At 73.7% G+C, this 13,373-nt stretch carries 15 protein-coding genes; 5 read left to right on the forward strand and 10 right to left on the reverse strand.

Features of this window, described 5'->3' with window-relative positions; translation table 11 throughout:
- Window positions 1-9: 9 nt before the first annotated feature.
- The 3 genes from CR938_RS01175 to CR938_RS01185 all read left to right on the forward strand — a co-directional run bounded on the left by CR938_RS01175 (window position 10) and on the right by CR938_RS01185 (window position 2,611).
- The gene (locus tag CR938_RS01175) at window positions 10-1,119 is read left to right on the forward strand and encodes an S-(hydroxymethyl)glutathione dehydrogenase/class III alcohol dehydrogenase (protein ID WP_162123255.1); all 1,110 of its coding nucleotides are present in this window, start codon (window positions 10-12) and stop codon (window positions 1,117-1,119) included.
- An 8-nt stretch (window positions 1,120-1,127) separates the two neighbouring features.
- Window positions 1,128-1,964: an S-formylglutathione hydrolase gene (gene fghA / locus CR938_RS01180; RefSeq protein ID WP_162123256.1), complete on the forward strand. Its 837-nt coding sequence runs from the start codon at window positions 1,128-1,130 to the stop codon at window positions 1,962-1,964.
- 80 nt (window positions 1,965-2,044) lie between these two features.
- Window positions 2,045-2,611 carry a hypothetical protein gene (locus CR938_RS01185; protein WP_162123257.1) on the forward strand — a complete coding sequence of 189 codons (567 nt, stop codon included), beginning with the start codon at window positions 2,045-2,047 and terminating at the stop codon, window positions 2,609-2,611.
- A gap of 181 nt (window positions 2,612-2,792) precedes the next feature.
- Here CR938_RS01185 and CR938_RS01190 read toward each other — a convergent pair whose 3' ends face one another.
- The 5 genes from CR938_RS01190 to CR938_RS01210 all read right to left on the reverse strand — a co-directional run bounded on the left by CR938_RS01190 (window position 2,793) and on the right by CR938_RS01210 (window position 7,647).
- Window positions 2,793-3,494: a Dph6-related ATP pyrophosphatase gene (locus tag CR938_RS01190; RefSeq protein WP_162123258.1), complete on the reverse strand. Its 702-nt coding sequence runs from the start codon at window positions 3,492-3,494 to the stop codon at window positions 2,793-2,795.
- Window positions 3,494-3,835 (reverse strand): hypothetical protein, encoded by a 342-nt coding sequence (locus CR938_RS01195; protein ID WP_162123307.1) that lies wholly within the window; start codon window positions 3,833-3,835, stop codon window positions 3,494-3,496. The genes CR938_RS01190 and CR938_RS01195 overlap by 1 nt, the downstream gene beginning before the upstream one ends.
- A 56-nt stretch (window positions 3,836-3,891) precedes the next feature.
- Entirely contained in the window at window positions 3,892-4,833 is a 942-nt protein-coding gene (locus CR938_RS01200; protein ID WP_162123259.1) for a DegV family protein, read from the reverse strand.
- 112 nt (window positions 4,834-4,945) lie between these two features.
- Window positions 4,946-6,232 carry an amidohydrolase family protein gene (locus CR938_RS01205; RefSeq protein WP_162123260.1) on the reverse strand — a complete coding sequence of 429 codons (1,287 nt, stop codon included), beginning with the start codon at window positions 6,230-6,232 and terminating at the stop codon, window positions 4,946-4,948.
- Window positions 6,232-7,647, reverse strand: coding sequence for an amidohydrolase (locus CR938_RS01210; RefSeq protein WP_162123261.1), 1,416 nt, complete (start codon window positions 7,645-7,647; stop codon window positions 6,232-6,234). Before CR938_RS01210 ends, CR938_RS01205 begins: the two co-directional genes overlap by 1 nt.
- A gap of 157 nt (window positions 7,648-7,804) precedes the next feature.
- Here CR938_RS01210 and CR938_RS01215 point away from each other — a divergent pair, with 157 nt between their 5' ends.
- Window positions 7,805-8,347 carry a DUF924 family protein gene (locus tag CR938_RS01215; RefSeq protein ID WP_162123262.1) on the forward strand — a complete coding sequence of 181 codons (543 nt, stop codon included), beginning with the start codon at window positions 7,805-7,807 and terminating at the stop codon, window positions 8,345-8,347.
- Between the two features lie 211 nt (window positions 8,348-8,558).
- Here the strand turns inward: CR938_RS01215 and grxD are convergent, their stop codons facing one another.
- Window positions 8,559-9,488 carry a Grx4 family monothiol glutaredoxin gene (gene grxD / locus CR938_RS01220; protein ID WP_162123263.1) on the reverse strand — a complete coding sequence of 310 codons (930 nt, stop codon included), beginning with the start codon at window positions 9,486-9,488 and terminating at the stop codon, window positions 8,559-8,561.
- A gap of 62 nt (window positions 9,489-9,550) precedes the next feature.
- On the opposite strand from grxD, the gene CR938_RS01225 reads away from it, so the two are divergent.
- Complete coding sequence (locus tag CR938_RS01225) at window positions 9,551-10,327, forward strand: polysaccharide deacetylase family protein (RefSeq protein WP_162123264.1); 777 nt, start codon at window positions 9,551-9,553, stop codon at window positions 10,325-10,327.
- Between the two features lie 12 nt (window positions 10,328-10,339).
- Here CR938_RS01225 and CR938_RS01230 read toward each other — a convergent pair whose 3' ends face one another.
- The 4 genes from CR938_RS01230 to CR938_RS01245 all read right to left on the reverse strand — a co-directional run bounded on the left by CR938_RS01230 (window position 10,340) and on the right by CR938_RS01245 (window position 13,291).
- Window positions 10,340-10,570, reverse strand: a complete 231-nt coding sequence (locus CR938_RS01230; protein ID WP_162123265.1) for a hypothetical protein — start codon at window positions 10,568-10,570, stop codon at window positions 10,340-10,342.
- Window positions 10,571-10,654: 84 nt separating this feature from the next.
- On the reverse strand, window positions 10,655-11,344 hold the full coding sequence (locus CR938_RS01235) for a methyltransferase domain-containing protein (protein ID WP_162123266.1): 690 nt from the start codon (window positions 11,342-11,344) through the stop codon (window positions 10,655-10,657).
- An 11-nt stretch (window positions 11,345-11,355) separates the two neighbouring features.
- Window positions 11,356-11,982, reverse strand: a complete 627-nt coding sequence (locus tag CR938_RS01240; RefSeq protein ID WP_211365148.1) for an SGNH/GDSL hydrolase family protein — start codon at window positions 11,980-11,982, stop codon at window positions 11,356-11,358.
- 34 nt (window positions 11,983-12,016) lie between these two features.
- On the reverse strand, window positions 12,017-13,291 hold the full coding sequence (locus CR938_RS01245) for a pyridoxal phosphate-dependent aminotransferase (RefSeq protein WP_162123268.1): 1,275 nt from the start codon (window positions 13,289-13,291) through the stop codon (window positions 12,017-12,019).
- Window positions 13,292-13,373: the final 82 nt, after the last annotated feature.

The following is a 13,373-nucleotide window of genomic DNA, read 5'->3' on the forward strand; positions in this document are numbered from 1 at the left end:
AGCCCGACCATGAAATCCCGAGCCGCCGTCGCCTTCGCCCCCGGCCAGCCGCTGCAGATCGTCGAGATCGACGTCGCCCCGCCCAGGGCCGGCGAGGTGCTGGTGAAGATCAGCCACACCGGCGTGTGCCATACCGACGCCTTCACCCTGTCCGGCGAGGACCCGGAGGGCGTGTTCCCGTGCGTGCTGGGCCACGAGGGCGCCGGTGTGGTGGTGGAGGTGGGCGAGGGCGTGACCAGCGTCAAGCCGGGCGACCACGTCATCCCGCTGTACACCGCCGAATGTGGCCAGTGCCTGTTCTGCAAGAGCGGCAAGACCAACCTGTGCGTGGCGGTGCGCGCCACCCAGGGCAAGGGCGTGATGCCCGACGGCACCACCCGTTTCTCCTACAACGGCCAGCCGGTCTACCACTACATGGGCTGCTCCACCTTCAGCGAGTACACCGTGGTGGCGGAGGTCTCGCTGGCCAGGATCAATCCGCACGCCAACCACGAGCACGTGTGCCTGCTCGGCTGCGGCGTGACCACCGGCATCGGCGCGGTGCACAACACCGCCAAGGTGCAGCCCGGCGACAGCGTGGCCGTGTTCGGCCTGGGCGGCATCGGCCTGGCGGTGATCCAGGGTGCCCGCCAGGCCAGGGCCGGCCGCATCATCGCCATCGACACCAACCCGGCCAAGTTCGAGCTCGCGCGCCACTTCGGCGCCACCGACTGCGTCAACCCGAAGGACCACGACAAGCCGATCCAGCAGGTGATCATCGAGATGACTGGCTGGGGCGTGGACCACAGCTTCGAGTGCATCGGCAACGTCGAGGTGATGCGCGCGGCGCTGGAGTGCGCGCACCGCGGCTGGGGCCAGAGCGTGATCATCGGCGTGGCCGGCGCCGGCCAGGAGATCCGCACGCGCCCGTTCCAGCTGGTCACCGGCCGCAAGTGGATGGGCACCGCCTTCGGCGGGGTGAAGGGCCGCAGCCAGCTGCCGGGCATGGTCGAGCAGGCCATGCGCGGGGAGATCGAGCTGGCCCCGTTCGTGACCCACACCCTGCCGCTGGAGCGCATCAACGAGGCCTTCGACCTGATGCACGAGGGCAAGTCCATCCGTACCGTGATCCACTACTGAGACAGGCCATGGAACGCATCGAACACCGCGCCTGCTTCGGCGGCTGGCAGGACGTCTACCGGCACCGCTCGCAGGTGCTGGGCTGCGACATGAACTTCGCCGTGTACCTGCCGCCGCAGGCGGCGCAGCCCGGCGCGCGCCTGCCGGTGCTGTACTGGCTCTCCGGCCTGACCTGCACCGAGCAGAACTTCATCACCAAGGCCGGCGCGCAGCGCTACGCGGCCGAGCACGGCATCGTCGTCGTCGCCCCGGACACCAGCCCGCGCGGCGAGGACGTGGCCGACGACCCGGGCTACGACCTGGGCCAGGGCGCCGGCTTCTACCTTAACGCCACCTGCGAGCCGTGGGCGCGCCACTACCGCATGCACGACTACGTGGCGCAGGAGCTGCCCGCGTTGGTGGAGACGCACTTCCCGGTCTCGGACGCACGCGGCATCAGCGGCCATTCCATGGGCGGGCACGGCGCCCTGGTGCTGGCCCTGCGCAATCCCGGCCGCTACCGCAGCGTGTCGGCGTTCGCGCCGATCGTGGCCCCGTCGCAGGTGCCGTGGGGACAGAAGGCTTTCACCGCCTACCTGGGCGGGGACCACGAGGCGTGGCGCGAATGGGACGCCTGCGAACTGCTGCGGCAGGCGCAGGAGCGGCTGCCGCTGCTGGTGGACCAGGGCGGGGACGACGAGTTCCTGGAGGGCCAGCTGCGGCCGCAGCTGCTGCAGGCCGCCGCCGAGGACGCCGGCCATCCACTGCGCCTGCGCATCCACCCGGGCTACGACCACAGCTACTACTTCGTGGCCAGCTTCATCGGCCAGCACATCGCCCACCACGCCGCGGCCCTGCGCGGCTGAAGCCCGCCCACACGGCCCCGGTGAAGCCGCGCCGGGGCTGTGGCATCGTGTCCCCCGGAACCAGGCACAGGGGGACGGACATGCGAGGGGGAAGGGGCTGGAAGCTGCCGGCCGCGGTGCTGCTCGGCACGCTGGCAGGCCATGCCGCGGCCGGGGAGGCGGTGGGCACGGCGCAGCGCACGGTGGCCGGCGCGCAGGAGTTCCTGCGCCAGGTGCTGCCGGGCAACCGCTACGTGTCCTCGATGATGTCCGAGATCCAGGCCAAGGCCACGCGCGAGGGGCTGCGCAGCCGCTTCGAGCCGCTGCCGGTGATCGTGGACGCCGATCCGGTCGAGGGGTGCCGCTCCTATCTGGTGGCCGACATCCGCCCCACCCGGCTGATCGTCGTCGACCCGGCCGGGTCCGGCAGCAGCGAGGCCTGGCTGTCGGAACTGGCCGGCGACGACTACGTGGGCCGGCCGGATGGCATGCACTTCGGCTCGATCCGTGCGCTGCGCCAGGACGGACCGCGCGTGCACCTGCGCTTCGCCGGCGAGCAGGTGGACGCGGTGCTGCACCTGGAGGGCGAGGAGATCGCCGGCCGCGTGCGCACGGCGCTCGACTTCCTGCGCCAGGCCTGCGACGCCACCGCCGCCACCGGCTTCTGATCCTCCGCTTGCCCTGGCACCGCGTGCCGCGACGGAAACCTCCGTCGCGTCGCCGGACAGGGACCCTGCAGGCGCCGCGTGCACGGCGACCCGGCCGGAGGCCCGGGTCCGCGTTCAACCGCCACGGTGGAACGTTCGCCGCACGGTGGGTCGACGTGGCCGGCGGGGCCGGGCCGCGCTGTCAACCGCCATGCCCGGAGCCGGCGGCCGTGGCCAGCCGGTAGTCGGTGAACAGGAAACGGCCGTCGCACAGCACCGTTTCGCCGCGTTCCAGGGACAGCGGCGCGGAGAACATCGGCCCGGCCCACACGCAGGTGTGGAACTCGCCGTTCTCGCCGCACGGGTCCACCGCCGCCGGCAACGCGTCCAGCAGCGCCGCGTCGAATGGCCGCCCGGCGAAGCCGGCATCCAGCTGCATGGTGTCCACGCAGCACAGTTCCGCGCGCAGGCCTTCGGCCTGCATCCGCCGCGCCAGGGCGGCGGTGTCCTGACCGAACAGCGGGGTCAGCAGCTCCCAGCCGGCGCGGGCCAGCTGCTGCGCCCGCCACTGGCGGATGTCCTCCAGGAGCAGGTCGCCGAAGGCGGCCGTGCGCAGGCCCGGCCAGCGCACGGCCGCGCGCGCCAGGGCATCGGCCATGACCGTGGCATAGGTGGCGTTGTCGCAGGCGGCTGGGATCGCGACCTCCAGCAGGGGCAGGCCGGCCGCCGCGGCCTGCGCCTGCAGCACCTCGCGGCGCACCCCCTGCAGCGAGGCGCGGCCGTGCTCGGCGGTGACGGTGGACAGCAGGCCCACCACCGCCACGTCCCCGCGCCGGCGCAGGACGTGCAGCGCCCAGGCCGCGTCCTTGCCGCCGCTCCAGGCCAGCAGGACCGGGCGGGCCATCAGGTGCTGACGTCGCGCATTTCCCAGCGGTTGCCGGCCAGCAGGCGCAGGCGGTGGCGCAGCACGTCGCCGGGAATGGAGGTGCGCACGACCAGGTCGATGTACAGGTCGTGCTGGGTGCCGACCACGGTGGCCGCCGGATCGGTCACGCCCAGCGCGGGATCCACCTCGTCCGGCTCCGGTTGCGTCGCGCGCCAGCGCTCGAACAGGCCCTGCGTACGCAGGGCCTCCTGCAGCTGTTCGGCGAAGGTCTCCGCGCCCTGCGCGGTGAACGAGAGCGCAGGATCGCTGCCGCGCGCCTGCGCGGGATCGGGCAGGCGGATCAGGTAACGGATCGGCATGGCGTGCTCCGTGTGGGGAACCATGCGGCCAATCTAGCAGGCCGCGCCGCCGCCGATCAGCCGAAGCGGTGCGGCCCGGCGGCGAAGCCCACCACGACCGCGCCCTTGCCGACGTTGACCATGCCGGTCAGGCTCATCAGGCTCTCGTACAGCTCCACGCCGTGGGCCTGGCAGGCCTCGCGCAGGCGCGCGTAGCCGGGCAGGGCGTGCAGCTCGGACAGCTCGCCGCCGTAGCTGACGCACACGGTCGGGGTCATCAGGCCCTCCTGGATGCGCTGCACGGTGACGTCGAACAGCTTCTGGGTGGCCGTCTCGAAGCCCTTGAGCTTGGCCACCGGCGCGGTCTGGCCCCGGTGGCCGTGCAGGACCGGCTTGATGTCCAGGGCGGTGCCCAGCGCGGCGCTGAGCAGGCCGACGCTGCGGTCGCCCTTGGCGCGCGCCCGCGCGCGCAGGTAGTACAGGTCGCGCGGCACCATGTAGCCGTGGGTGTGCAGGGCCAGCTGCTCCAGGCGCTCGCGGATCTGCTGCACGCTGGCGCCTGCCTGGCGCATGCGCACCGCCTCCACCACCGCCACGCCCTGGGCGGCGAACAGGTTCTGGGTGTCGATCACGCGCAGCGCGAAGGGCGAGTTGTGCCCGGCCGCCTGGCGGATCGGCTTGTAGTCGTTGAGGATGGCGAAGCTGGCCTGGACGGCGTGCTCGTGGATCGGGCTGCGGGTGCTGGTGATGGTCAGGCAGAACACGTGGTCGTAGTCCACCACCAGCTTGCCCAGGAACAGGTCGCGGATCTGCTCGACCGAGTACGGGATGGTCTCGGCCTCGTGGCCGCGTTCGGCCACGTGGGCGTGCAGGAAGCCCAGCGTGGCCTCCTCGTCGCGGTGGTCGGCGAGGATTGCCTCGCCGATGCGGACGGTGATCGGCAGCAGCACGATGTTGTGCTGCCGGATGAAGTCGTTGGGCAGGTCGCAGGCCGAGTCGACCACGATTCCGATACGCATGGCTCCCCCTCCAGGCCAGTGGCGTGGAGGCGAACCCTAGCGCAAAACCCGGGGCCCGGCGACTGCGGAAAAGCCGGGCCGGCGCGGGCCGGCCCGGTGGAGGGGCAACGGTTCAGCGGATGTAGGCCGGCGGCAGCCCGCCCTCGCCGCGGCGCAGGTAGCGGTCGCGCAGCTCGGTCTGGCGCGAGCGCATCGGCATGGCCCGGCCGCCCAGCCAGACCTGCTCGGCGGTGTTGATCACGTCCAGCGGGTCGCCGGTCCACAGCACCAGGTCGGCGGTGCGGCCGGGAGCGATGGTGCCCAGCCTGTCGTCCACGCCGGCCGCCTGTGCCGGCACCCGGGTCAGGCCGGCCAGCGCCGCCTCCCAGGGCAGGCCGTGGGCCACCGCGTTGCCGGCCAGCTGGCGCACCTTGCGGGCGTTGTGCGAGGCATCGCCGCCCTGGGTGAAACCGACCTCGACGCCGGCGGCATGCAGCAGCGCGGCGTTGCGCGCGGTGGCGCCGATCTGGTCGAAGTTGGCCGGCAGGTTGGCCAGCGGGTCGACGAACACCGGCACCCTGGCCCGGGCCAGCTCGGAGGCCAGCTGCCAGGCCTCGGCGCCGCCGGCGATGGCGATGCGCACCTGCTCGCGCTGCGCCCAGCGCAGCAGCTGGCGGATGTCGGCGGCGCGGTCCACCTTGACCATGATCCGGCCCTGGCCGGCCAGGTAGCGGGCCAGCACCGCGCGCCCGGCCGGAGTCAGCAGGGCGTGCGGCGAGTCGGCCGGCACCTTGCCGCGGGCCTCGGCCACCAGCTGGTCCAGCAGCATCCATTGCGCCGCGCGCGACTTGCCGCTCAGGTCGGAGGCGCCGGCGCCCAGGCGCACGAACAGCATGCGCGGGCCGACCGGATCGGCGCTGCCGTCCAGGCGCACCACGCCGCCCTGGCCGGCGACGAAGGCGCCGCCGGCGTCGGCCGCCAGCAGGGTGAAGCCGATGCCTTCCATGCGCGCCACCGGCACCAGCACCGAGGCCGGGTTGTAGGCCAGGGTGACGTCGAACTCCGGGCGCACAGGCTGGTCCTTGAGCGAGACCGCCATGTCCACGGTCGGCGCCTCGCCGGAGACCTCCTCCAGGCCGATGCCGCTGATGCCGCCGAACAGGGCCGGGGTCAGCGGCTTGCCCTGGGCCTCGACCACCGGCACGCCGGCCGGCGCGGCCAGGCCGGAGCCGACGGCGCGGATCACTCCGCCCTGCACCAGCACGTCGGCGCCGCGCAGGGTGCCCTGCGGGCCGGCGGTGTGGACGGTGGCGTTGCGGATCAGCAGGTCCTGCGCGGCGGCGCCGGCGGCGCAGCCCAGGCCGGCGGCCAGCAGGCCGGCGCGCGCCAGGGCGGAAAGACGGTTGCGGAACGTGCGCATCAGCGGACACCTCCCTGCGGGGCGACGGTCTGGCCGAGCATGAAGTCCGGCACGGGCTGCCGGGCCGGGTCGTGGCGGTCGTACACGCGGGCACCGTCGATGTAGACCTGTTCGGCCAGCGCGTAGGAGCTGAACGGGCTGCCGTTCCACACCACCACGTCGGCCAGCTTGCCCGGCTCCAGCGTGCCGGTGCGGTCGGCGATGCCCAGGGCGCGGGCCGGGTTGGCGGTCAGCCAGGCGATGGCGCGCTCGGGCGGGATCTCGATGCCGGCGCGCCGCGCCGCGGCGATCACCTTGGTCGCCTCCTGGTTGAGGCGCTGGATGCCTTCCTCCGAATCGGAGTGGACGATGGCGCAGCCGTTGGGCTGGCGGTCCACCAGGGCGATGTTCTCCTGGATGCCGTCGAAGGCCTCCATCTTGAAGCCCCACCAGTCGGCCCACAGCGCCGCGCAGATGCCTTCCTGGGCAAGGCGGTCGGCCACCTTGTACGCCTCCACGCCGTGGTGGAAGGCGGCGATCTGGAAGCCGAACTCCTTGGACAGGTCGATCATGGTGTTGATCTCGTCCGCGCGGTAGCAGTGGATGTGCACGCGGATGTCGCCGGCGATGGCGCCGGCGAGGGTCTCCAGCTTCAGGTCGCGCTTGCCGCCGTTGCCGTTGCCCTTGTCCTCGCCGGAGCGGCCCCAGCGGCGGCGCGGCTGCTCCTCCTTCTTGCCGTGCTTGGCCAGGTAGTCGGCGGCCTCGATGAAGGCGGCGCGGTAGCCGGCCACGTTGCCCATGCGGGTGGACGGGGCGGTGCCCTTGCCGCCGTACACGCGCTTGGGGTTCTCGCCGCAGGCCATCTTCAGGCCCCACGGCGCGTCCGGGAATTTCATGGCCTGGTAGGTGGTGGCCGGGACGTTGCGCAGGGTCACGCCGCGGCCGCCGACCAGGTTGGCCGAGCCGGGCAGGATCTGCAGCGTGGTCACGCCGGCGGCCAGCGCCGCGGCGAAGCCCGGGTCCTGCGGCCAGACCGAGTGCTCGGCCCAGACGTTGGCGGTGACCGGGCTGGTCATCTCGTTGCCGTCACTGTGCGCACGCACCCCGGGGCTGGGGTACACGCCCAGGTGCGAGTGCACGTCGATCACGCCCGGGGTGACCCACTTGCCGGTGGCGTCCACCACGCGCGCATCGGCCGGCGCCTGCAGGCCCGGGCCGACCGCCTCGATGCGGCCGTCACGCATCAGCACGTCGGCGTTGTCCAGGCGCTGGCCCGTGCCGGTGAGCACGGTGGCGTTGCGCAGCAGCACCGGTTCGGACGGCAGCGGCTTGTAGGGGCCCGGGGACGGGTCCGGGCCGAGGGACTTGGCCGCGGAGGCGGCCGGTGGGACGCAGCAGGCAAGGGCGCCTGCCGCCATGAGCAACAGGTGTCGCATCGATCGAATCCCCTGGGTCGGTGGATTCCCGAACCTAGCCGCCCGCCCGCGCCGGGCGCAATGTGCCGATGGTTGGCGTTTGCGCCCAATCACGCTTCGGCACGCCGCGGCCACGGGACGGCGGTTAGGCTGGCAGCAGGCAACCGGAGGAGCGGCGATGGCGCAGGTCACGGCGGCGGAGGTGGTGCGGTTCGGGACCGGGGCGGGCCCGCAGGCCTGGGTCGGCGGCGGGGGGGCGTTCGACCGGGAATGCGAGCGGCGCTTCCCGGCCGCGCACCCGGCCGCGGCCCGGCGCGGGCTGGACGGCTGGCTGGACACGGCCGAGGGTGCCCTGGCCCTGCTGCTGCTGCTGGACCAGATCCCGCGCAACGTGTTCCGCGGCAGCGCCCACGCCTCCGCCACCGACGGCCTGGCCCGGCACCTGGCCGACCGCGCCCTGGCCGCCGGCCACGACCAGGCCTTCGCCCCGGCCCTGCGCGCGTTCTTCTACCTGCCGTTCGAACATTCCGAGGACCCGGCCGACCAGGCGCGCTCGGTGGCGCTGTTCACGGCGCTGGGCGAGCAGACCTACCTGGACTACGCCATCGCCCACCAGGACGTGATCGCCCGCTTCGGCCGCTTCCCCCACCGCAACCGCGCCCTGGGCCGGGAGACCACCCCCGCGGAACAAGCCTGGCTGGACGCAGGCGGCGGTTTCTGACGCCGCGCGGCCCCGGGTGCCGCGCCCGGGGCCCGGGCGTGCGCACCGCCGGCACGGGCACAGCCGAAACCGCACACCCGCCGCACCGGAACGAGGGCTCGGGGGAGCCCGGCCAGCGCAAGCACCCACGTCCGCAAGCCGGATGCGGCCACGCAAAAGAAAACCGCCGCGGCGGGGCGCGGCGGTTCCGGGCCGGCGGCGGTCGCGCGGCTCAGTAGCGCGGCACGCTGCCGTCCACTTCCTGCGACCAGCGGTCGATGCCGCCCTCGACGTTGTACACGCGGGTGAAGCCCAGCGCGCGGAAGGCCTCGGCGGCCTGGGCGCTGCGCCCGCCACGGTGGCACAGGAAGGCCAGTGGGGTGTCCTTGGGCAGGGCCTCCAGCTCGGAGCGGCCGTTGCCGTCGAAGGTGCGGAACGGCGCGGCCACCGCGGCGATGGCGCGCTCCTCCGGCGGCCGCACGTCCACCAGCACCAGCTGGCCGGCGCGCGCCTGGCGGTCGGCCTCGGCCGGGCTGAGGGCCTGCACCGGCTTGGGCGCGTTGGGGTTGTCGATGGTCAGGCCCTGGCCGCGGAAATCGTCCACCCAGTCGATGGTGATGCCGTTGGCGCGGCGCGCGCTGCCCAGGTCGAACTGCAGGCGCAGGCCCTGGGTCTCCACGGCGATGGCGTTGTCGTTGCGCGGCACGATCTGGAAACGCGGCTGGAAGCGCGCGTCGATGGCCAGCGCCAGGGCCATGCCCGGGCCGGCCTCGGCCATGGCGCCGCGCAGCTTCTCGGCGGCCGCGTCGGTGATGGTGACCTGCGGCGGGGTGCGGTCCGGCACCGGCAGGCCCAGCAGCTGCGACAGCTCGCCGCTGGCGGCCAGCTGCTCCATGATGTCGCTGCCGCCGACCAGCTCGCCGTCCACGTACAGCTGCGGGATGGTGGGCCAGTTGCCGTAGACCTTGATGCCCTCGCGGATCTCCGGGTCGGCCAGCACGTTCACGTGGGCGAACTCCGCGCCCAGGTCCTCGAGGATGCCGCAGGCCTTGGCGGAGAAGCCGCACTGCGGCATGCCGGGCTGGCCCTTCATGAACAGCACGACACGGTTGGCTTGCAGCAGCGATTCGATGCGCGAACGCAGGGCGGGATCCAGGGACATGGCTACTCGCGGGGGATTTTTCCGGAAACCCGGCATTCTACGCCCCGTGGCATGATGCGGCGATGAGCGCGGCCGCGACACTGCATCGCATCCCCCGGCATCCCCACGCCTGGCTGGCGTGGGCGGCCGCCTCGCAGTTGCTGGTGCTGCTGCTGTGGTGGCGCCTGGGCTGGACCTGGGGCCTGCCGGCGCTGCTGCTGACCCACGCCGCCTTCATCGTGCCGGTGTTCCTGCCGCGCGTGCGGCTGTATGCGCCTGTGGTGACGCGCCTGCCCGCCGCCGGGCGCCAGGTCTGGCTGACCATCGACGATGGTCCCTCCGACGACACGCCGGCCATCCTCGAGGCGCTGGCGCGCCACGGCGCCCGGGCCACGTTCTTCCTGGTCGGCGAGCGCGCGCTGGCGCGCCCGGAGCTGGTCACGGCGATCCTCGAGGCCGGGCATGAGGTCGCCAACCACACCCACACCCACCCGCAGTTCCGCTTCTGGGCGCTGGGTCCGCGGGCGATGGCGGAGGAGGTCGGCCAGGCGCAGCGCACCCTGGCGGCGCTGGCCGGCTCGGCGCCGCGCTGGTTCCGTGCCGTGGCCGGCCACACCAATCCCTTCGTGGCCGCGCCGCTGCGCGCGCACCGGCTCACCCGTGTGGCCTGGACCACGCGTGGCTACGACGCGGTGGACGGCGACCCGGTGCGGGTGCTGCAGCGGCTCCGCCGCGGCCTGCGGCCGGGCGCGATCGTGCTGCTGCACGAGGGCGCCCGCCACGGCCGCAGCGTGGAATTGGTCGAGGCGGCCCTGTGCCTGCTGCGCGAGCAGGGCTATGCCACGGTGATCCCGGACTGAGGCGTGGCCGTCTCAGCCGCCGGCCGCCGGCCCGGGCCGGGCCGCGGGCGCCTCCCCGCCCGGGTGGTAGCCGAAGCTCTGGCGCACTCCGGCGCCGAAGCCGTCCGCCAGGTCCGGCGCGATGCCGGCCAGGAACAGGACGAGCGCGCCACCGAGCATGCGGTTGCGCAGGTTGTGCCGGTAACCCCAGGCCAGCAGGGCGATACCGGCGGCCAGCAGGAGGTACTGCAGGATGACCATCATCGCGGCGTGCTCCGGGAGGAAACCCGGTGCCGAAGCTAGCGGGGGCCGCCGCGACCTGCCTATCGGAAAAATCCGGCCGCGGCCTCAGTCGCGGCTGGCGACCACCAGCCAGTTGTTGAACGGGGTGCGGCCGGCCAGGGGCGAGAACTCCGCGCGCAGCCCCGCCGCGGCCAGGTGTGCACGCAGCATCTCCGGTTCCGGGTAGTGCACCGGGGCGGCGTTCATCCAGCCGACCAGGCGCGCGAACACGTCGATGGTGCGGGTGATGCGCGCGCGCCGGCTGCCGTCGTCCAGGCCGGTGCGGATCACCAGCCGGCCGCCCGCCACGATCATGCCGGCCACCTGGTCCACCAGCGCGGCCTGCCGGTCCGGCTGCAGGAACTGCAGCACGTCGAGGATGGCCACGCTGCCGCGGTGCGGCGGCAGCCCGGCGGCCAGGTCCAGGGTCTCGAAGCCGGCGTCGCGCAGGCCGGCGCGCTGCGCGGCGCGGCGCGCGGCCTGGATCTTGCGCGCGTCGTTGTCCACGCCGAAGTAGCGCAGGCCCAGGCCCGCCGCCTGCAGCACGTGCGCCAGCAGGCCCAGGCCGCAGCCCAGGTCCAGCAGCGGCACGGCGGTGCCGTGCAGGGCGGCGCACACACCCGGGTACAGCGGATCGCTGCGCAGCTTGGCGCGCGCGTAGAAGTAGTGGTAGCGGTTGCCCAGGACGGTGCCGGGCAGGAACGCGGAGGCGATGCGCCGCGCGCTGCCGGCATCCAGCGGTGTGCGTGCATCCATGGCCCGTGCGTTCATCGCGCCAGCGCCTCGCGCGCCGCCGGCAGGGCCAGCGCCGCCCACAGCGCGTACATCGCCGCCGAGGGGTGCAGGCCGTCGGCGGCCAGCATCGCCGCCTCGCCGCCGCGCGCGCGGCCGACCGGCGCAATGTCCACCCAGTGCGCGCCGGCGCGCAGTGCCTGGGCCTGGCACACCGCGTTGAAGGCGTCGATCTGCGCGGCCACCTGTGCCGGGTCGCGGCCCTCGGCGGGGGCGAACGGGGTCACGCCCCAGTCCGGGATGGCCAGCACCAGCACCCGCCCCGGATCGCCGCCGGCGTAGCCGGCCGCGCGCTCCAGCAGGGCGGCGAACTCGCGTTCGAACGCCTCCAGTGGCAGGCCGCGGTACTGGTTGTTCACGCCGGCCAGCAGGCTGACCAGGGCCTGGTCGCCCAGCGGGCCCTCGGCTTCGGCGTGGTCCAGGCCCGCGGCCAGCTCGGCGGTGGTCCAGCCGGTGGTGGCCACGATGCGCGGCTGGCCCACGTCCAGGCCCTCGGCACGCAGCGCCACGGCCAGCTGCACCGGCCAGCGGCCGTCCGGGGCCACGCCCTCGCCGATGGTGTAGGAATCACCCAGGGCCAGGAAGCCGCGCGCCGCGGGCATGGAACCGGAAACGCCGCCCGCCGCCATCGCCGGATCAGGCCGCCGCGTGCCGGGCCCGCGCCTGCAGCGATACCACCTTGGTCACGGCCTCGGCGCGCCGCGCAAGGGCGCGGTCGATGCGCACGAAGACCTCGCGCATGACCTCCGGCTGCGGCAGCAGGGTCACCCGGAAGTGGTCGCGGTAGGGCACGTTGAAGCTGGAGCCGGGCACGATCAGCACGTCCTCCTGCTCCAGCAGGTCCAGGGCGAACTGGTGGTCGTCGAAGCCGCGCGCGGCCGGGCCGACCACGCGCGGGAACGCGTACAGCGCCCCGTGCGGCGCCACCAGTTCCAGGTGCTCGCTGGCCGCGCAGGCCTCGACCACCGCGCGGCGGGTCTCGTACAGGCGCCCGCCCGGCGCGCACAGCGCGCTGATGGTGTCCGGACCGGTGGTGGCCGCGGCCACCGCGTACTGGCCGGCGACGTTGGCGCACAGGCGCAGGCCGGACAGCAGGTCCATGGCGTTGCGGTATCCGGCGGTGCGCGACGGCGCGCCGGTGAGGATGGCCCAGCCCACGCGCCAGCCGCAGGCGCGGTGCACCTTGCTCAGCCCGGAGAAGGTGATGCACGGGTGGTCGCCGGCGATCGGCGCCACCGGCTCGAACACCGCCCCGTCGTACAGCACCTGGTCGTAGATCTCGTCCACCAGCAGCAGCAGGTCGTGGCGGGCGGCGATGGCGACGATGCGCTCCAGCAGTCCGCGCGGGTACACCGCGCCGGTGGGATTGTTCGGGTTGATCAGGACGATGGCGCGGGTGCGCGAGGACACCAGCGCCTCGATCTCCGCCGGGTCGGGCAGGAAGGCGTTGTCCGGCGCGCAGCGGTAGTACACCGGGCGGCCGTCGTTGAGGATGGTGGCCGCCGACCACAACGGGTAGTCGGGCGAGGGCACCAGCACCTCGTCGCCGGGGTTGAGCAGGGCGCGCAGCGACATGTCGATCAGCTCGGACACGCCGTTGCCGATGAACACGCCCTCCTCGTCCACGTGCGGCGCGTTGCGCGCGCGGTAGGTCGCCGCCAGCGCCTCGCGCGCGGCCGGCAGGCCCAGCTGGTGGGTGTACGGGTCGGTGAGGTCGATGTTGTCGACGATGGCCCGCTGCAGGTGCGCCGGGGCGCGGAAGCCGAACGCGCCGGGGTTGCCGATGTTGAGCTTGATCAGTGTCCGCCCCGCCGCCTCCAGGGCGTGGGCGCGCCGTGCCAGTTCGCCGCGGATCTCGTAGCGGACCTCGGACAGGCGTTCGCGCACGCGCAGCGGGTGTTCGGTGGACATGGGATGCACGCCCGGCGGGGATGGACGGGCCATGGTAACGGAAAAGTCACGCCCTCAACGGCGCCGTACCGACCGGCCGCGG

The sequence above is a fragment of the Pseudoxanthomonas taiwanensis genome (assembly GCF_010093135.1).
GTDB lineage: Bacteria > Pseudomonadota > Gammaproteobacteria > Xanthomonadales > Xanthomonadaceae > Pseudoxanthomonas > Pseudoxanthomonas taiwanensis.